Genomic DNA, 17,756 nt, shown 5'->3' with positions numbered 1-17,756 from the left:
CTATTAAATCCTATGTCATATACACTTTAACTATGTTGTAATTTAATATGATTGGGTAAACTTCTTCTGTTTTTTTCTAACTATAGAAACATAAGCTTTATTTATTTCAGAATTAATTTTTCCTCCATTATACCTATTGAAATCTGAAATACTGGTTAAGTATATACATGTATTATTTGCATCAAATTGTATTAAACAAAACTTATCTTGAAATATAAATTCTTCTCCACTCGTGTACCAACCTAATATAGGTTCTAAACGTTTCTTTTCTTCTTTATTTTCGAGCATTGATTTAATTATAGCTTTCCTATCAAGCCAATATTTTCTCCATTTTAACAAATCACTTGCATTTGAATATACTTTCTGATATTTATAATAATTATAATCATATTCGTATTCACTCTCTATGTATTCATTTTTTGTTGAAAACTTTATAATTTTCGATTCATTTAAAGTTTGAATTTCATCATTTCTCTTGTCATAATCATAAACAAAAGTTTGATGCATTTTTAAAGGTTTTAAAATTTGATCTGATAAAAATTCTGAAAAAGTAAGTTTACTAACTTCTTCAATAAGTTCTATTAGTATGTAATACGCTATTTCTTTTTTACGATGAATATAATCTATTTCTTCTTTTTCAAATCTTTGCTTAGAAAGTAATTTAACACAAGCTTTAGGACTTAAATCATGACCTTCAATACGTAATTTCAATTTAGAAATAGATGGTAATTTAAACTCTAAATTCAATAGATTTTCTATGGTAACTTCTGAATATTTAAAATCTTTGATATATTCACTTATCGAATTCTCTTTTTTTATTTTTTCATCTTCAATAAGGTTTAACAAACAGGCTGTAGCAAAAGTATGTGACAAATCTCCTAACATAAAACTTGTGCTTTTTTGAATACTTTTTTCTCTGTCAAAATTTAAAAAACCGTAGTGTTTATCAAAAACAATTTCATTATCTTTTTCTATATATAATAATCCGTTAAATAAATTCTTAATTTGTAATTCTTTCGTCCATTCATTTAATCGCTTTACCACCTCTTCGATACTTAAATCTTCAGAAATTTGTATCTTAGGAAGTCGTTTTCTTCTTAAAATTACAAACCCAATTAAAGCGATAAAAAACAATAGTATCTTTAAAGAATAATCAAATATTGATTTAAAAAAACTGTCCTCATTATTAAAAAAGAAAGCTCCAACTACAAATAAAATAGCTAATAATATGATATCTCTTTTAGTTTTTCTATGTTCAGCTTTCTCAAACTTCAAGTCTGTAAAAATCTTATGACTTAAGACTATTATCAATAGTATTATTATAGCGTTACCTAAAAACAAAAAAAGACTTTTCATTAGCAATTAAATTTCATTTTAAAGAGATAAAATTACATAAAATCAGTTAAAGTAATTTTATTCTCTACAGAAACTTCTGATCCTTCTAATAAAAATACCGATGTTGGTTTTTCGTCTTTTAGAAACTCAAAATCTTCACCATAATTTGCTTTAAAATCAACCTCTATTTCTGATTTATGTACTGGATAAAACTCCCATCTTGGATGTTTTACTTCATATTCTGTAGTTTCTCTTGCATTCTTTTCTGAATATCCCCAATAATGTTCAGCTATGAATTCAATTTCTGAACCTAGTACTATTTCTTGTTGTTTAGTTGAAGCTTCTACAGCAATACGATTCCATTTTTTTTGTTTCTTCCATTTATATTCAACATTTATCTTTTCCTCAGTAATATTCCAATGATGTTGCATTGGTAATGTCTCGTAATGTTCGTTATAAATTGTATTTGCAACAAAAGTAATTGCTGATTTAGGCACAATTTCTTTAATAAAAACAACTCCTCTTTTTGTTTCTTCTTCATGTTCTCTTTTTACATAAAACCTTAGGTTGACTTCTTCAAAATTGACATGAAATGGAACTTTTACACCTAATAATTTTGTATTCAAAAACATAAAACCAACAACACTCACGTAACATTTTCCATCAAAGAAATCTAACGATGTTCCTTTTGGCACATAAGGTTGTAATATTTCTGGATTAACTGTATAATTAATCATCACTAACTTTCGCCATTCTGCTTTTAAAAAACTCATATTTCAAATGTATTAAATAATATTACCTCAACTTTTTAAACTGAATTTTAATACTGCGTTAAGATTATATAATCTCTTTCCATTTACCCGATTCAGCATAAGACTTTATCGTATTATTTCTTTCTACTAAAAAACGAGTCATGTACTTTTCTAAAAAAAGATAATCTACAAATTTACCAAGTAATCCAAAAGGTGAAATATACTCCATAACATCTACCAATAATGTGGTATTATTTTGATGCGAAAAGAAATGTTCATGTCTAAACTTCTTAAACGCTCCTTTCACCATTTTATCAGCAAAATAGCTCGACGGAACACAGCCTGTAATTTTAGATGTGAAATTCTGATAAACTCCTAAATGTTTTGCGCGCCAAGTAACGGTTTCTCCTAATTCTATTAATCCTGACTTTCTTCCAGCTACTACTTTTTCATTTGTTTCATGAGTTGAAATTTTATGCAACTCAATACTTCTTGATAAATCGAAAACTAATTGTTTCGAAGCTTTTATTTTAGTGAATAACATGATTGTTGGCATAATTTTATTATTAATTGTTCAACTTTTATTTACTCCTTTTCTTATTTCATCATATTTTAAATTCATAAAAATTATCCGTTTGAAATTGGAACCCCAAGTCCAATAGTTTTTTCGGATACACATTTCTACTTTTTAATAATAATTCTGTTTCTGTTCCAATGAATTTTGCTCCTAATTTTAACATCCACTTTGGCGATGGTAAACCCAATGAAACTTTTAATTTCTGTCTTAATTCTTTTTGAAATGCTGCGTTCTTAATAGGATTTGGAACACACAGATTGTAAATTCCAGATTTTTGAGTTATTAAAAAATTTATAGCGTTTATATAATCTTGCTCTGAAATCCAACTGATAAATTGTTTTCCATCTCCTTGCTTCCCTCCTAATCCAAATTTTGTCATTATTTTCATTATCGGAAATGCTCCACCTTTATTTCCAATAACAATAGATGTTCTTGTAATTATTTTTTTAGTTTTCGGTAATTCAAAAGCATTAAAAACTTGTTCCCATTTCTTACATACATCCATAGAAAAATCGATTCCTATTTCTCCATCAGCTTCAGTCATTAATTTATCTTTTGAATGCCTGTAAATCGTTGCTGAAGAAGACTGAATAAAAATTTTAGGTGGAAATTTTAACTCTTGGATAACTTCACATAATACACTTGTACTTTCTAATCTGCTTGCATAAATTTCAGCTTTATTTTTAGCTGTATATCTACAATTCACCGATTTACCTGTTAAGTTGATTAATAGATCTGTGTTTTCTAAAAAGTTAGTCCAATAGCCTTTCGTTTTTCCATCCCATTGTAAGTAATTTACATTTTCAACATTTAACTGTTGTGTTCTAGTTAAAATGTAAATCTGATTTTCTTTCTTTTTTCTATAGTATTCGGTAAGCAACTTCCCCAAATATCCAGCTCCTCCAGCGATAACGATTTTCATAACTAACCCTAACTTTGTGTTTTTAAATTTTCTCTTTTACTTGCTTTTCTTCCTTTTAAAAAGAACATGATAAACACTATCATTACAACACCTAAATACACTGAAAAACCTCCAATTTTTGCACTTAGTGTTTCTACTAAATCTTTGTAATCTGTTAACGAATAAATTTTTATGATTTTTAAAGCAAAACCAATATTTACTAAGTAGAAGCCTATCTTAAATAGTTTATTTGTAGCCATAGCAATTTCTTGTTGCTGGTTGAAAATATCTAGCATAAAAATTTTACTATTCTTAAATAAATGTTGCGATACAAAAGTGGTTAATCCTGTACTTATTGGTAAATAAATTGCATAAGCTATTAATACTAGTGTTGTGTTCATAATTACTTGTTTTTAAAATGTTTGTGATATATATATATTGTGATTAGATTTATTCCGTGTAGAAAGGCAATGAGTAATAAAATAAAACTCAATCTGCCAGTAATTTCTTCTATCAATTCTTGAATATTTACGATGTTATTTAAACTATTTAGCGTGAAAACAACAATTCCTAAATTCAATACATAATAGGCTGTTCGTAAAACTTTATTGATTCCGTTTGCGAAATTTAGATCGTTTGGAAAAAAATTAGCGATGTATGTTTTTCCGTTTTGATAACATTCATTTCCAACATAAACTATGGTAATTCCAGAGATGAGAATGTAAACTATGTATGTTAGGATATCCATAATATTATCCGTTTAAGATGAAAAATAAAATGATTGCTCTATATCCAATCCAAGTCCAACTTAAGTAACTTGGTAACTCTAATAATTTGATTCTTCTTTTATGTTCAAAAAACATGAAACCAACAACTCCAGAAAAAGCAAATAAGATCAACCATTGTGGAAAACTAGCTATACTATTTAATACGATTAATTGAAACAAACCAATACAACCGATTAATGAAACAGTAATGAGGTTTCCGATATAATTCAAAATGGTTTTAAAATCTTTATTGATAATAAATACAGTTTGAGTAACTATTAAACCTAATGCTAGCCAAGTTTCTCTTGTAAAACTTGCTTTTGGTAAAGCCTGAATTATATGCGAAAATTGAAATAATGTTATTGACGTTATCAAAGTTCCTAAGACAATAAATAACAATCTGTATTTCACATTAAAATCTGGAATGCATTTTAATTCTTCAGATGCTTTCTTTTTTGAAGGAATAATTACTTTTCTATTGTAAGAAATTAAAGAATATAACTTTGATAATCCATATTTAATAGGTTTGAAATTTCCTAATTTTTCTACAATTGGAAATGAATTTCCTATTACTTTTAATAAACTATCGATACCATAAGTAACTTGTTTATTTTCTCTATCAACTAGAGCAATTTCGTTTACAGCTCTTTTTACATCTATAAACTTTCTCTCTTTCGCTGTTATTTTCCCGAAAGACTTTCTTCCCTCAGTATCTAACATTTTAGCTTTAACAAAAGCGCTGGTATAAAAGTTACATAACGGACAATCAGTATCGTATAATAATGTATGTTGATTTAAAGTTTTCATATTTTCAAAAATTATTGAAAGTTAATAGTCAAATTTTTTTAACTCTATAAAAGCAGTTAAACTATAAGCTAGAATTAATGGCAGCCCAATAAAAAATGATGATAAAAGAAGACCATTGAAATTTGGGTTTTTCACCAAAAAAATGAAATAAACTAAAACAGTAAGTAAATAACTTCCTATAAAATATTTCCCTTTTATATTTAATGTTTCCCATCGTAATCCTAATGAGATAGCATATAACAACTGTACAAAACCTAAAGGAATAGCGAATAGAGCCGCAATACCTAAATTGCTACGATCAAAAATACCTGAGAGTAATAAAATCGTAAAAATTAACATCAGTATTCTATTTATATATTTCATAGTTTCAGAAATTATTGAAAGTTTGTTTTTAAATTTTTTTACTTTTTAATTAATTTGGTAAAATTAGATAATAACCAGTGTTCGTCTGCTTTAATTGCTTTCTCTAATAACCCATTAAACATACCTGTTACTGATAAAATGTCTTTCATCAGCTTACGAAAAACCTCAGCATCTTCAGAATCTTCACTTACATTATTTTGTAACTCTTCTAACACTTTTAATACAGGTTCAATTTCTCTTTTCTTGCGCTCTTTAGTCACTTGTTTAAATAGCTCCCAAATATCTTTATCAGCTACAAAAAACTCTTTACGCTCTCCTGCTACAAATTCTTTTCTTACAATTCCCCAATCGATTAACGCACGAACATTCATGTTTACATTACCACGAGAAATTTTTAAAGCTTCCATAATTTCATCTGCAGATAAAGCTTTATTCGTAGCTAATAACAACGCATGTACTTGAGCCATTGTTTTATTTATGCCCCAACTTGTTGCTAAACTACCCCAAGTTTGTATGTACTTTATTTTTGCGTCTTCTAACTTCATGGGACAAATATATATGTTTTTTCTAAACTTTCAAAAATTATTGAAAATAAAATATATTCATTGTTAACTTATCCATCAAATCTCATTCAATTTCAACTTCTTTTTTAAATAAGAAACTAACTTATCGTAAATAGGAATGAATACTTTTTCTTTTATATTTTCTACATCTTGAGGATAATAGACTTTATTAACTTCATATCGTTTTTTTCCTAACAACTGATGCATATGAAGCATTTTAAAATCAACAACGTCTTTCATTGTTGTAGCTAAATTATCACAACCGAAAATACTATTTTCATCTGCAAGAATAGATTTTAATACCATTTCAACATTTGTATCTTCTTGATATAAATCATATAAAACTTGTAATAATACTTGATCATATAAATCACCAGCTCCTAAACTCCAATTTGTTTTTGGTTCTTCTTCTTTAGCTAAAGTCTCTAAAGAGAATGATTCTTCTGTATTTATATTTAATCTCGAAAAAACAGTATCTAAACTTAAACTTGTAATGTTGTATTGTAATAAGATTTCTTGAATTTGCTTTTTGTTACTATCACTTAACAAACCTTTAATCATATGTTCGTAGCCTAATAACAAAATGATTTCTCTTAATTCTTTATACTGATTTTCATTTTTCATTCTCGTAAAAACACCTCTTGCTGTTGCTGTTCCAATTGCCATATTAGAAACTAATAATTCTGCGCCAAATGCATTATCAGCAATACGTCTAATTCCTCCTGAAGTTAATTTTTGATCAGACCAAATCAGATAATCAAATCGTTTATTATAAGAATTTCCAGATTTAATTTCTTCCATTCTAAGTGCATGTCGATACGAAAGAGCTTCTCCATTTAATCCCGCTGCTTCATTATCTCCAAAAACTCCTGGCCAATTCATATTTGTTCCCCAAACAGGCCGTGGTTGATCTCCGTGACATCTGATACATGAATTCGGGTTTCTATGTAAAATTGGAGTCTCTTTTTGAAAATCAAATTGTGAAAACTCCCACTTTCCAGTAGATTCTATTAATTCAGCACAGTCTAATAAGTCATATTTTGGATCATCTGGCTTAGTACTAATATTCATCAAAAAAGTTCCGTCTGATCCAAACAGAACAATTCTTGGAAATTTTAAGTTTGATTGCCCTTCCCCTTTTGTATGTTCAACTAAAGAAAAATTTGTTCTTAAATGTCTTGGCAAGCTTTTTAGTAATTCTTCTATGGTTTTAATATTATTTCTTTCAATAAATTTTTTTACTCCTAAAATTGTCATTTTAGGTTCTGCAATATTTTCTTTAATAGTATCAAATCTGATAATTACATCATTTATTTCTTTCGGACACAATAATTTTCCTTTTAGCTCTCCACCAGTACTAACATATTTTTCTTCTTTCTTTAAAGAACAAGATACTAGTAAGTAAAACATAAATATGAAAGCAATACAATTTTTCATAAGATGATTAAATTTTGCATTCTAAAATAGATCATGCACATATAAAAATCAGATGTTTTTAAATTTTTATCATTTTTTTACTTAAACTTTTAAGTAGAAAATAATCTTGAAAATTACTTTTTATGAAATTCACAATACACTTGTTTTAATTTTACAACTGAAACTTCAAATTAACCCCTTACAAAATGAAAAAACTAAACATTACATTAAGTTGTTTGTTTCTTCTTTGTATTGCAATTTCTTGTAATACTGAAGATTCAGAAATTATTGAGCCTACATCATCTAGCAACTCTACTGCTAAGGTTATTGACTTGAATCAAAGATCTAATTGTCCGTCTTCTCATCCTTATTCTGCTTGTGGAAGATGCTGGGAAAGTGCTGCGCAAGCCCAATCTGGTGGATGCAGTGACAACGGATCTGACAATTCTGGAGATAATGGTGATGGTAACAATGGAGGAAGTGATAATGGTACTGTTGTACCTTGTGGAAGTTTCAATTATGATGCTTCAAACACTACATGTGTTTCTCCTGTTGGAAATGGAAACGATGGCTGTATTAACAGCGATGGTTTATTTGTAAGTATTAGAGGTGTTGTTAGTAATCCTTGTAATACTAAAGAAGCTATTTTAGACATTGAGCGTAATTTAGGAATTGATATTGATGATGATTTTGTGGAAAATCATTGTGGATACCAAGGTGTACCACCTTCAATTAATCCTAAAATTTTATTAGCTGATGCTAAGATATATTTTAGAGCACTCTTTGGTACTCAAATCGGAAATGAATTTGGTGATTTATTAAACACTAATGGAGATGCTTGGTTAGATAGAAACGAAGCAACTGCTGCAAAAGGAGCTGATCCTCGTCAGTTATTAAATTTACCAGTTGAATCTGGTTTAGCTACAGACGATGTTTTGGCCTACATTGGCTTGTATTTAGGTGATGGAGCTTTAGACAAATATGCTGGAGATTTAGGCCCTGAAGTTATGAGTAGAATGGAATCTTTTACAAGAACATGGCAACCTGGAAGAACAGCTGCTTCTAGGAGATATGATCCTAATAATTAAAAGTATTAAAACATAGATTAAGAATCGTCTAAAATAAATTTAGGCGATTTTTTTTTCTTCAAAAAAAACAAAAAACTATTTCCTCTTCTACAGAAAACAATAAATTTGCAGAAAAAAACTATGTCTAAATATATCTACATTTTATTTGTTTTACTTTTTATTTCTTGTTCAAATGAAGACGACAATCTACCTACAATAGATATGGAAAAATTATATGGTAAATGGTATACTAGAAAAGGTTGTGAAGATCAAAACTTCGTAATTTATTCTGAAGCTGGAAAATTTACATCTCGACGTTCCAATAATGAAAATTGCTCAACTAACACCCAGAACACTTTTGAATCTACAGCTACTTATAAAATAAGTAAAAATGAAATATATTATGATTTTATAACTAACTCTGAAATTGTTATTCAAGGAACAGATAACAACACTTACATTTCATCTATAGAAACATATTATTATCAAGAAAGAATAGTTGAACTTACTGATAAAATGATGGTTATTGAAGCTGAAATAAAAAGTGATTACAGAGACGAATCAAAATTTCATACTTCAACATTTTATAGAGATCCACAGTAAATTTTTATTTTTTTCTCATCCTGTGTAATATTTTTAAACCTGAAATTACTAATCAGGTAAAGAATATATTTTTTGAGTAACGATTTTTATATAACGTCAATTTTACCTCATTCTGGAATCATAATTAAAATCTGTAGAGCTTATACAGACTCTGAAGAAGATTTTGAAGATTTTTATCAAGAGGCTTGTTTACAAATTTGGAAAAGTAGAAATGCATTTCAAGAGAAATCAAAATGGTCTACTTGGGTATACAGAATTACTTTAAATGTTTGTTTAACCTTAACAAAAAAGAATAAGAAAAAACATTTAAATAGTGATCATTTTTTAGAGCCATCTGAAGGAAATAAAGCTTTTGAGAATGAACACTTGAATTTATTATACGATGCTATTAAAAGGCTTTCTGAAGTAGATAGAGCTATTATTTTATTGCATCTTGAAGAAAATCCTTACAAAGAAATTGCTGCAATTATTGGAACTAGCGCTAACAATATTGCTGTTCGAATTAATAGAATTAAAAAACAATTAAAAGTATTACTTGATGGAAAAATCAATTGAAAAGATATGGAATGAAGCTTTTGTAGATGAACAATCTTTAATCGCTCCTAGGATTAATAATTTATACAATCAGAAATCAAAATCGATAGTTAATAAAATTAAAAGAACCTATGAATTTGATAATAGAGGTTTATTACCAATCGCTGGAATTGTAGCAATTGGAGGAATATTATTATCGGAAACCATTATTGGTTTGTATGGAACTATTTTGATTCTGTGCTTATATTATTACAATACGAAACTATTAAGTAGATTCTCTAACTTAGATGTAAAATCAGATAATTTAACGTATTTGAAAAACTACAGAAAAGTTGTAAAATCAGTTTCTTTAGCTACAAAACGAATGTTCATTTTTGTGATTCCGTTTGTTGTTTTATCAATTTTCGTTTTGGCGTTCTTTGTAAAAGAAAAAAGTTTCTTGTCTCGATTTATTAAGGAAGGAACTACATTTTTAGAAATTATAGGAATTGGCGGATCGGTAGCACTTATTTTTTCAATAATAGCGATGTTAGCTTTTAAACTTTCAACCAAGTTATTATATGGCACTTTATTCTCTAAATTAGATGATCTAATTAACGAAATCGAAGGATTAAAAAGTTAATAAACTATAATCGTCATCTCAGTTTATGAAGATGACGATTTTATTTAGTATCAAATTGATTTCTTCTGTAAAATAGTTAAAGCTACTCGAATTTGTTCATACGGAACTTTCTCTCCAAGAAATTCAAAATACGGCTTTAATGCAGTTTCATTTTTCAATACTTTTTTCGCATTTGCAACTTCTTTTATTGTTTCTGGTGAAGTAAACTGATCTAAATTGATATCTTTTCCTTCTAGATATAACTTGGATAAATGAGAAAATATTGTTGGTGTTTTTAAAGCTCTAGCTTCTGCAATTTCTTCAATAGTTAAACCTTTACTGTATAATTTATAAGTTTCTAAAGCTGTATTCTTTTTACCTCTTTTCTTTTCTTGAAGAAAATTTTTAATCTCTTCCATAAACTCACCTCCATATACTTCAAGTTTACGCTGTCCTACCCCACTAATTGATAAAAACTCATTATCTGTTAACGGACGTTCTTTTTCTATTTCTCGCAATGTAGCATCATTAAAAACTAAATAAGCAGCAATATTTTCTTCCGTTGCAATTTTGTAACGTAAAGCTCTTAAACGCTCAAATAAACTGTCTTTTTTAACAGTTTTAGTTGTCTTAGCTGCTGTCCTTTTCTCTTCTTTTTTAATTTCTACAGGTGCTGTTAACTGAATCTTTTCTCCATCAAATAATACTTTTTTAGAAAAATCTGTTAACTGTAAAGCATTATTTAAATGAAATGCTATTTGACAATAACCTTGATTGACCAATTGCACTAAATAATGCTGCCAATCTCTCCAAGAAATATCTTTTCCTACTCCGTAGGTTTTTAGTGTGTTGTAATTTTTATCTAATACTGTAGCATTTTGTGCTCCTCTAAGAACATCAATTACTGTTCCCATCGCTTCTTTTCCTTTCAACCTGAAAATCGCTGATAAGGCCTTTTGAGCAATAACAGTTCCATCAAAGAACTGAGGTGGATTTTTACATACATCGCAATTCCCACAGTTATCTTCAATTAGCTCTCCAAAATAACTCAACAAAATCTTTCTTCTACAAACTGTAGCTTCTGCAAATTGTTTCATTCGATCTAGTTTTGCTTCTTGAACTTCTTTGTTTGTCGTATTTTCTATGAATTGACGCAATTGTATTACATCTGCATAACTATGAAATAATAAAGCCTTAGCGGGTAAACCATCTCTTCCTGAACGTCCGATTTCCTGGTAATATCCTTCAATATTTTTAGGCATATTATAATGAATTACCCAACGTACATTCGATTTATCTATTCCCATTCCGAAAGCAATAGTTGCACAAATAATTTGAACATCATCTTTTACAAAAGCTTCTTGAGTTTTTGCTCGTTCTTCAAAAGATAATCCGGCATGATATGCTCTAGCATCTATATTTTGTTCTTGCAATTTTTTAGCTAATTGCTCGGTTGCTTTTCTACTTAAACAATAAATAATTCCAGCTTCATCTGGAGTTCTTTTTATAAAATTTACAATCTGCTTAATTCTTTCATTTCCTGGACGAACTTCTAAACTAATGTTAGCTCTATTGAATGAACTGATAAAACGTGTAGCGTGAGTAATCACCAATTGTTCTACAATATCTTCTTGTGTTGCCTTATCTGCTGTTGCTGTTAATGCAACTATTGGAACTTCTGGTAACGATTTTTTTAGAAAAGCAAGTTGCTTATATGATGGCCTGAAATCGTGCCCCCAAGACGAAATACAGTGTGCTTCATCTATAGCAATACAACTTATATAAGTCTGATTTAAAATATTTTGAAGTAATGGTAAACTTTCTGGAGCTACATATAACAATTTAATTTTTCGTTCTGCAACTGCATTAAAAACAGCATCTTGATCTTCTTTAGATTGACTACTATTATAATACATTGCTGGAATACCGTTTGCTCTTAAACTATCAACTTGATCTTTCATTAAAGCAATTAATGGTGAAATAACTAAAGTAACTCCTTCAAAAAATAAAGCTGGTAATTGATAACAAATAGATTTACCTCCACCGGTTGGCATAATTACAAGTGTATCTTTTTTCTCTAACACATTTGTAATTATTTTTTGTTGATCTAGCCGAAAACTATCATATCCAAAATTAGTTTTTAACTTCTCTAACAATGCTTCTTCTTGGTATTCCATTCGGCAAAAATAAGCGAAGTTTTTAACAACTCAATTGTAATAAAGTTGCTTTTAAAATTTCATCTGTTTTGTTTTGTGAAAATTACTGTGCAATAAGTTCGTCTATTTTATTTCTAAAACTTTTACTATTCCAATTTGCAGATCCTGATTTATCTACTCTAATGTTTCCTTGCGTATCTATTACAAAAGTTCTGGGAATAGAAGTTACAGGTGGTAATTCTTTTGGAAAATCGTGATTGGATTGATAAACAGGAAACTCATATCCATGTTTTTTAAAAAATTCGTTTAGTTCTTTAGCGCTATCGTTTGTTATAAATACAAATTCTATTTTCCCTTTGTAATCATTATAAAACTCTTGAATGTAAGGTAATTCTGCTATACAAGGAGGACACCAAGTTGCCCAAAAGTTTAAGAAAACGACTTTTCCTTTAAATTCAGCAAAATTGGCATCATAAGTATTTAAACCTGTTAATTTCCAATTGTAATCGAATATTCTTGCACTTCCTTCAACCTTTTCTACCTTAGGAGAAAAAGATATTTGCCTTATGAACCAAACTCGACTTGGTTTATATAAAATTAAAAATAACAAGCCTATAAAAAGGACGTTAGATAATGTAAAGTATTTCTTCAAATCTGTTTAAATTAAGAAAAAGTACGAGCAAAAGTACTCATACTTTTTTCCTTGGTCTATCAATTTAAAAAAAACTAACATGTAGTATTCTAAAACTTTAGTTAAACTTAATGAGAAACTCCTGGTGACTTTAACAAGTACATATTGGTTCTCAGCTGTTTTAAAATAAAATCTGCTACATCTGCTCTTGATATTTTTAACTTTAAAGATTTTAAACTAGATGGAAATCCGTGTAAATATTGTTCTGTTTTTTCTCCGTCAGTAAAAGCACTTGGTTTTACAATCGTCCAATCTAAATTACTTGCTCTTACATATTTTTCTTGTAATTCATGATCTAAAAATACTTGTTTTAAGAACCATCCGAACATAATATATTTCCAAAAGAAATTTAAATTGTTATTACTTTCTCCTGTTCCTAAAGTACTCTGACAAATTAATCTTTTAACATTATTTTCTTCCATAGCTTCAATAATGTTTTTTGTTCCGAATGATCTGACCGAACTTTTTCTACTCTTACCAGAACCTAAAACAATAATTACAGCTTCCTTTCCTTTAATGGCTTCACTTACATCTTTTTTATTAAAAACATCTCCTTCAAAATATTGTAGTTTTTTATTACTCACTTCTGATAGTTTACGCTTATCTCTACAAAATGCTGTAACATCATAACCTTGTTCTAACGCCTGATTTACAACATGCTTACCTACTGTTCCTGTTGCTCCAAATATTATAAGTTTCATATCTATTTATGTTAAAATTACACCACAAAATTATTTGTAATGCCCATCTTAAAATTGGACAAAACCGACAAAATGAAAATTTAAGCAATTTGATTTAAGTAGAATTTTGGAGTTTGACCAGTGTAACTTTTAAAAGTTCTTATAAAATGAGATTGATCTGAAAATCCGCTATCTAAGCCAACATCTAATAAAGTATCGAATTTAGATTGACTTAATAAATGAATAGAACTTTGAAACTGAATAATTTTGGCAAACTGTTTTGGTGTTAAACCTACATAATTCATAAAGTTTCTCTCTAAAGTCCGCTCTGTTATAGGAACTATATCTAAGATTTCTTTTACTTTTATTTGGCCTTTTTTCTCTATAATAATTCGAATTACTCGTTCTATTATAGCATTTTCTGAAACTGTATTCGCCTTAATTAAACTTCTTATTAAGTTAAATAAAATTGAAATCTGCTGATTTATTTCAGAAGTTTTTACTAATTCATTTCGATAAAAGTTCGTATTTACATGATCTAACTGTAATAAATCATAACAATCATCATTAAGAACTTTAGGCGATATTCCTAAAAGATATTTTGAAGCAAATGGATATAGTTGAACTACAATATATTCGTGAACACCTTTTACATCCAGAGAAATAGGCTGTAAAGTTTGTCCGTATAAAAACAACTCTGAAAGTTTTTTCTCTTTTGGTAATAAATAAAAACCATGATCAGAAGATTGATACATAATACCAGGATAACCATCAGCATACAAAGGAATATTCGTATGAAAATCTTCATTCGTATTACTTCCAATCATAATACAATTTACATAAGGAAGTATGTCTTTTGGTAATATGTATTCCGTCTTATACATAAAGTACAGCTAAAGATACAAATTAACTTAAGCTATTTAATTAAATGTTTTTCTAAACTCTAAAGGAGACATTGTTGTTTTGTTTTTAAAAAGTTTAGTAAATGAAGATGGATATTCAAAACCTAAGTAATATGCGATTTCACTAACTGTAAATTCTGAAGTACTTAGTAACTCTTTTGCTTTTCTGATTAACTGACTATGAATGTGCTGTTGTGTATTTTGTCCTGTCAATTTTTTTAAAATACTCGCTAAATAACTTGTAGAAACACACAATTCTTCAGCAATCCATTGTACTGAAGGTAATCCTTTATCTATTAAGTTTTCTTGATTAAAGTAATTAGATAGTAATGTTTCTAATTGTGTGACAATTTTATCATTTGAAACTTTACGTGTTCTAAATTGTCTTTCATAAAATCTTTCAGCATAATTCAACAATAACTCTACCTGTGAGATGATAATATTCTGACTAAACTGATCTGTATTAGATTGATATTCTTAACGAATATTATTTAGTATTGAAATCATCATTTTTTCTTCTTTGTCTGAAAGAAACAATGCTTCATTAACTGCGTAACCAAAAAATTGATAATTCTTTATCTTTTCTGCTAAAATTGTATTCCATAAAAAATCTGGATGAATTAATAAAAGCCAACCTGATGGTTTAGTATTTAGGTTAGGGTTTTCTGCTAAACTCATTACTTGATTTGGCTCAATGAAAGTCATAACGCCTTCATCAAAATCATACTCTTGCTGGCCGTAAAAGAATTTATATGCTACATTCCTTTTTAATCCTACAGTAAAATAATCTTGTCTCCATTTAATTTCTTTAATATTATCTGGATAATTAACCTCATCGTAATTTATTAAACTGATTAAAGGATGTTCCGGAGCCTTTAGTCCTGCTAACTTATGGTACTCTAAAATTCTTTTGAAATGTAGCATTCTTTTCATTTTTATTTTAAACAATCATTCCACCAGAAACTTCAATTCGTTGTCCGTTTATCCATCCTGCTTTTTCAGAACATAAAAAAGCTACAACTCCACTTACATCTTCCACTTCTCCTACTCTACCTAAAGCTGTTAAACTTTCTATAATTGTTCTTTTTTCTTGATTATCTCTGTTCGTTCCTCCTGCAAAATCAGTAGCTATAGCTCCAGGAGCAACAACATTAGCTGTAATTTTTCTGTTTCCTAGTTCTTTTGCTAGGTACTTTGTAAACGTTTCTACTCCAGATTTCATAATTGCATATGAAGACATTCCTGGGAAACTAAAACGTGTTAAACCACTAGATATATTTATAATTCTTCCTGAATTATTTAAAAATGGTAAAGCTGCTTGTGTTAAAAAGTAGACACTTTTCAAGTGAATGTTTAACATTTCATCAAATTCAGCTTCCTCTGTATTTGCTATTAAATTATGAATTCCTGTTCCTGCATTATTGATTAAAAAATCGAAATTCGGACTTCTATTTACTTCTTTTAAATAGGCCGTTACTTTATCTATAAAAATTTTGATATCATGAAACTCTTTTGCATTAAATGAAAATGCTTTTGCACTTCTACCTAAAGCAATAACTTCTTGTATTACTTCATTGGCCTTTTCAAGATTGGTGTGATATGAAAATACAATATCATATCCTTCTTTGGCTAAACTAATTACCATTTCTCTTCCTAAACCTCTACTTCCTCCTGTAAGTACTGCTATTTTACTCATTGTTTTATTTTTTTGTTGCAATACAAAATTCAAACATTTACAAGCTTTCTATTTTTCCAAATCAACTATTTACTTTTCCAAAATCAATTTAACTCAAAAAAACAAAAATCAACAAAGCGGCTATAAAACCAAAAATACTTGTGAACCAACCCAGAGATTTAGATTGTGTCCAACCAGATAAACTTACTACAGTTATTTGAGAAGCAATACCAATCATAAACGCAATAAATGATATTATTCTAGGAAACATAATTTTTTCGTGGCTTGCTTCTAAAGGATAATCTTTGGTAGTCATTAGTAAGATTTTTGTCATTCCGAAAATCGCTATTAAAAATGCTAATGAAGAAATTACAGAAGTTTTAAAAATTATACGCTTTAGCCTTGTATCAAGTTTTCCAATTAATAACGTTACAACAGTTGTTAAGGAAAAACCTCCTAAAAAAGTACATATAAGAATAAATTGTCTTGCTAATTCGTTCCAATATTCAAAAGATAGATTATCTAGTTGCATTATGTAATAATTATAAGCATTAAAAAATAGTGTAAGTTTCAAGTATCTTTTCCTACAAATAGAAAAAATAGTATCATTTTTTAGATCATAAAAAAAGATCAAAATAAACTTATGAAAAATACATTAAAAATAGATATAGTTTCTGATGTTGTTTGTCCTTGGTGTACAGTTGGATACAAACACTTAAAAAAAGCAATTGATGAATTAGGTATTGCAGATCAAATAGAAATTGAATGGCAACCTTTTGAATTAAATCCACATATGCCTGAAGAAGGACAAGATTTAACAGAGCATATCACTCAAAAATATGGTTCAACAAAAGAACAACATGAAGCTTCTAGAAACAGATTAGTTGAAGCAGGAGCTAATGTTGATTTTAAATTTGACTTTTATGAAAACATGAAAATCGTAAATACTTTTGATGCACATGTTTTATTAGAATATGCTAAGCAATTTGGAAAACAAACAGAATTAAAAATGCGCTTAACTACAGCTTATTTTAGTGAGCGTAAAGATATTTCTAAACAAGAAGTTTTAAAACAAGCTTTATTAGATGTTGGACTTAATGCAGAAGAAGCTTTAGCTAAATTAAATGACGATGACGCTCGTTTTGAAGTTCAAAGTAACAAACAACATTGGCAAAACTTAGGTGTGCGTTCTGTACCAACTATTGTTTTTAATAGAAAAGAAGCGGTAACTGGAGCACAACCTATTGGAGTATTTAAAAATATTTTAAGAGAATTAACTACGCAACCTTCAGCAATTTAAGGTTGATATTAATTATATGTTTGGTCGAAAACCTCACTAGCTTTATGTTAGTGAGGTTTTTAATTA

23 protein-coding genes are annotated in these 17,756 nt (G+C 28.5%); 5 read left to right on the top strand and 18 right to left on the bottom strand.

All coding sequences use genetic code 11. From position 1 onward, the window contains the following. Positions 1–42: 42 nt before the first annotated feature. From Q1A46_RS14300 to Q1A46_RS14255, 10 genes are all read right to left on the bottom strand, one after another. Complete coding sequence (locus Q1A46_RS14300; RefSeq protein WP_299680055.1) at positions 43–1,356, bottom strand: serine hydrolase domain-containing protein; 1,314 nt, start codon at positions 1,354–1,356, stop codon at positions 43–45. A gap of 32 nt (positions 1,357–1,388) precedes the next feature. Next, positions 1,389–2,108 carry a YqjF family protein gene (locus tag Q1A46_RS14295; protein WP_299680052.1) on the bottom strand — a complete coding sequence of 240 codons (720 nt, stop codon included), beginning with the start codon at positions 2,106–2,108 and terminating at the stop codon, positions 1,389–1,391. A gap of 64 nt (positions 2,109–2,172) precedes the next feature. Further along, positions 2,173–2,643, bottom strand: a complete 471-nt coding sequence (locus Q1A46_RS14290; RefSeq protein ID WP_299680049.1) for an SRPBCC family protein — start codon at positions 2,641–2,643, stop codon at positions 2,173–2,175. 49 nt (positions 2,644–2,692) lie between these two features. Then, the gene (locus tag Q1A46_RS14285; RefSeq protein ID WP_299680046.1) at positions 2,693–3,586 is read right to left on the bottom strand and encodes a TIGR01777 family oxidoreductase; all 894 of its coding nucleotides are present in this window, start codon (positions 3,584–3,586) and stop codon (positions 2,693–2,695) included. Between the two features lie 8 nt (positions 3,587–3,594). Further along, entirely contained in the window at positions 3,595–3,966 is a 372-nt protein-coding gene (locus tag Q1A46_RS14280) for a hypothetical protein (protein WP_299680043.1), read from the bottom strand. 2 nt (positions 3,967–3,968) lie between these two features. Further along, positions 3,969–4,313, bottom strand: coding sequence for a hypothetical protein (locus tag Q1A46_RS14275; RefSeq protein WP_299680040.1), 345 nt, complete (start codon positions 4,311–4,313; stop codon positions 3,969–3,971). Between the two features lie 4 nt (positions 4,314–4,317). Then, positions 4,318–5,139 carry a hypothetical protein gene (locus Q1A46_RS14270; protein ID WP_299680038.1) on the bottom strand — a complete coding sequence of 274 codons (822 nt, stop codon included), beginning with the start codon at positions 5,137–5,139 and terminating at the stop codon, positions 4,318–4,320. 21 nt (positions 5,140–5,160) lie between these two features. Further along, positions 5,161–5,502, bottom strand: coding sequence for a hypothetical protein (locus Q1A46_RS14265; RefSeq protein ID WP_299680035.1), 342 nt, complete (start codon positions 5,500–5,502; stop codon positions 5,161–5,163). 38 nt (positions 5,503–5,540) lie between these two features. Further along, positions 5,541–6,047, bottom strand: a complete 507-nt coding sequence (locus Q1A46_RS14260) for a GbsR/MarR family transcriptional regulator (RefSeq protein ID WP_299680033.1) — start codon at positions 6,045–6,047, stop codon at positions 5,541–5,543. Positions 6,048–6,122: 75 nt separating this feature from the next. Continuing rightward, positions 6,123–7,502 carry a hypothetical protein gene (locus tag Q1A46_RS14255; protein ID WP_299680030.1) on the bottom strand — a complete coding sequence of 460 codons (1,380 nt, stop codon included), beginning with the start codon at positions 7,500–7,502 and terminating at the stop codon, positions 6,123–6,125. A gap of 185 nt (positions 7,503–7,687) precedes the next feature. On the opposite strand from Q1A46_RS14255, the gene Q1A46_RS14250 reads away from it, so the two are divergent. The 4 genes from Q1A46_RS14250 to Q1A46_RS14235 all read left to right on the top strand — a co-directional run bounded on the left by Q1A46_RS14250 (position 7,688) and on the right by Q1A46_RS14235 (position 10,307). Beyond that, complete coding sequence (locus tag Q1A46_RS14250; protein WP_299680027.1) at positions 7,688–8,569, top strand: hypothetical protein; 882 nt, start codon at positions 7,688–7,690, stop codon at positions 8,567–8,569. A 120-nt stretch (positions 8,570–8,689) separates the two neighbouring features. Beyond that, complete coding sequence (locus tag Q1A46_RS14245) at positions 8,690–9,151, top strand: hypothetical protein (protein WP_299680024.1); 462 nt, start codon at positions 8,690–8,692, stop codon at positions 9,149–9,151. Between the two features lie 72 nt (positions 9,152–9,223). Continuing rightward, positions 9,224–9,706 (top strand): RNA polymerase sigma factor, encoded by a 483-nt coding sequence (locus Q1A46_RS14240; RefSeq protein WP_299680021.1) that lies wholly within the window; start codon positions 9,224–9,226, stop codon positions 9,704–9,706. Beyond that, on the top strand, positions 9,690–10,307 hold the full coding sequence (locus tag Q1A46_RS14235; protein ID WP_299680018.1) for a hypothetical protein: 618 nt from the start codon (positions 9,690–9,692) through the stop codon (positions 10,305–10,307). Before Q1A46_RS14240 ends, Q1A46_RS14235 begins: the two co-directional genes overlap by 17 nt. 50 nt (positions 10,308–10,357) lie before the next feature. Here Q1A46_RS14235 and recQ read toward each other — a convergent pair whose 3' ends face one another. The 8 genes from recQ to Q1A46_RS14200 form a co-directional block, all read right to left on the bottom strand. After that, positions 10,358–12,463 (bottom strand): DNA helicase RecQ, encoded by a 2,106-nt coding sequence (gene recQ / locus Q1A46_RS14230; protein ID WP_299680015.1) that lies wholly within the window; start codon positions 12,461–12,463, stop codon positions 10,358–10,360. An 82-nt stretch (positions 12,464–12,545) separates the two neighbouring features. Next, positions 12,546–13,094, bottom strand: coding sequence for a TlpA disulfide reductase family protein (locus tag Q1A46_RS14225; RefSeq protein WP_299680012.1), 549 nt, complete (start codon positions 13,092–13,094; stop codon positions 12,546–12,548). 107 nt (positions 13,095–13,201) lie between these two features. After that, complete coding sequence (locus tag Q1A46_RS14220) at positions 13,202–13,834, bottom strand: NAD(P)-dependent oxidoreductase (RefSeq protein ID WP_299680009.1); 633 nt, start codon at positions 13,832–13,834, stop codon at positions 13,202–13,204. Positions 13,835–13,914: 80 nt separating this feature from the next. Beyond that, the gene (locus Q1A46_RS14215; protein WP_299680006.1) at positions 13,915–14,697 is read right to left on the bottom strand and encodes an AraC family transcriptional regulator; all 783 of its coding nucleotides are present in this window, start codon (positions 14,695–14,697) and stop codon (positions 13,915–13,917) included. Between the two features lie 36 nt (positions 14,698–14,733). Then, positions 14,734–15,132, bottom strand: coding sequence for an AraC family transcriptional regulator (locus Q1A46_RS20940; protein ID WP_306420530.1), 399 nt, complete (start codon positions 15,130–15,132; stop codon positions 14,734–14,736). A 60-nt stretch (positions 15,133–15,192) separates the two neighbouring features. Beyond that, positions 15,193–15,639 (bottom strand): hypothetical protein, encoded by a 447-nt coding sequence (locus Q1A46_RS20935; RefSeq protein ID WP_306420529.1) that lies wholly within the window; start codon positions 15,637–15,639, stop codon positions 15,193–15,195. Positions 15,640–15,655: 16 nt separating this feature from the next. Next, on the bottom strand, positions 15,656–16,411 hold the full coding sequence (locus Q1A46_RS14205) for an SDR family NAD(P)-dependent oxidoreductase (RefSeq protein WP_299680003.1): 756 nt from the start codon (positions 16,409–16,411) through the stop codon (positions 15,656–15,658). Between the two features lie 88 nt (positions 16,412–16,499). After that, a complete protein-coding gene (locus tag Q1A46_RS14200; RefSeq protein WP_299680000.1) occupies positions 16,500–16,922 on the bottom strand; it encodes a hypothetical protein in 423 nt (140 codons plus the stop codon). Between the two features lie 111 nt (positions 16,923–17,033). Between Q1A46_RS14200 and Q1A46_RS14195 the strand changes: the two genes are divergently transcribed. After that, positions 17,034–17,690 (top strand): DsbA family protein, encoded by a 657-nt coding sequence (locus tag Q1A46_RS14195; protein ID WP_299679997.1) that lies wholly within the window; start codon positions 17,034–17,036, stop codon positions 17,688–17,690. The last annotated feature ends 66 nt before the right edge of the window (positions 17,691–17,756 follow it).

The organism is uncultured Tenacibaculum sp. (assembly GCF_947502995.1).
Taxonomy (GTDB): domain Bacteria; phylum Bacteroidota; class Bacteroidia; order Flavobacteriales; family Flavobacteriaceae; genus Polaribacter.
Note: the sequence above shows the minus strand (reverse complement) of the source record. Positions and strands in the feature narration are given on the sequence as shown.

Coding starts and splice junctions, on each gene's coding strand:
- Q1A46_RS14300 (WP_299680055.1), bottom strand. CDS start 1,356: ATGAAAAGTCTTTTTTTGTTTTTAGGTAACGCTATAATAATACTATTG.
- Q1A46_RS14295 (WP_299680052.1), bottom strand. CDS start 2,108: ATGAGTTTTTTAAAAGCAGAATGGCGAAAGTTAGTGATGATTAATTAT.
- Q1A46_RS14290 (WP_299680049.1), bottom strand. CDS start 2,643: ATGCCAACAATCATGTTATTCACTAAAATAAAAGCTTCGAAACAATTA.
- Q1A46_RS14285 (WP_299680046.1), bottom strand. CDS start 3,586: ATGAAAATCGTTATCGCTGGAGGAGCTGGATATTTGGGGAAGTTGCTT.
- Q1A46_RS14280 (WP_299680043.1), bottom strand. CDS start 3,966: ATGAACACAACACTAGTATTAATAGCTTATGCAATTTATTTACCAATA.
- Q1A46_RS14275 (WP_299680040.1), bottom strand. CDS start 4,313: ATGGATATCCTAACATACATAGTTTACATTCTCATCTCTGGAATTACC.
- Q1A46_RS14270 (WP_299680038.1), bottom strand. CDS start 5,139: ATGAAAACTTTAAATCAACATACATTATTATACGATACTGATTGTCCG.
- Q1A46_RS14265 (WP_299680035.1), bottom strand. CDS start 5,502: ATGAAATATATAAATAGAATACTGATGTTAATTTTTACGATTTTATTA.
- Q1A46_RS14260 (WP_299680033.1), bottom strand. CDS start 6,047: ATGAAGTTAGAAGACGCAAAAATAAAGTACATACAAACTTGGGGTAGT.
- Q1A46_RS14255 (WP_299680030.1), bottom strand. CDS start 7,502: ATGAAAAATTGTATTGCTTTCATATTTATGTTTTACTTACTAGTATCT.
- Q1A46_RS14250 (WP_299680027.1), top strand. CDS start 7,688: ATGAAAAAACTAAACATTACATTAAGTTGTTTGTTTCTTCTTTGTATT.
- Q1A46_RS14245 (WP_299680024.1), top strand. CDS start 8,690: ATGTCTAAATATATCTACATTTTATTTGTTTTACTTTTTATTTCTTGT.
- Q1A46_RS14235 (WP_299680018.1), top strand. CDS start 9,690: ATGGAAAAATCAATTGAAAAGATATGGAATGAAGCTTTTGTAGATGAA.
- recQ (WP_299680015.1), bottom strand. CDS start 12,463: ATGGAATACCAAGAAGAAGCATTGTTAGAGAAGTTAAAAACTAATTTT.
- Q1A46_RS14220 (WP_299680009.1), bottom strand. CDS start 13,834: ATGAAACTTATAATATTTGGAGCAACAGGAACAGTAGGTAAGCATGTT.
- Q1A46_RS14215 (WP_299680006.1), bottom strand. CDS start 14,697: ATGTATAAGACGGAATACATATTACCAAAAGACATACTTCCTTATGTA.
- Q1A46_RS20935 (WP_306420529.1), bottom strand. CDS start 15,639: ATGCTACATTTCAAAAGAATTTTAGAGTACCATAAGTTAGCAGGACTA.
- Q1A46_RS14205 (WP_299680003.1), bottom strand. CDS start 16,411: ATGAGTAAAATAGCAGTACTTACAGGAGGAAGTAGAGGTTTAGGAAGA.
- Q1A46_RS14200 (WP_299680000.1), bottom strand. CDS start 16,922: ATGCAACTAGATAATCTATCTTTTGAATATTGGAACGAATTAGCAAGA.
- Q1A46_RS14195 (WP_299679997.1), top strand. CDS start 17,034: ATGAAAAATACATTAAAAATAGATATAGTTTCTGATGTTGTTTGTCCT.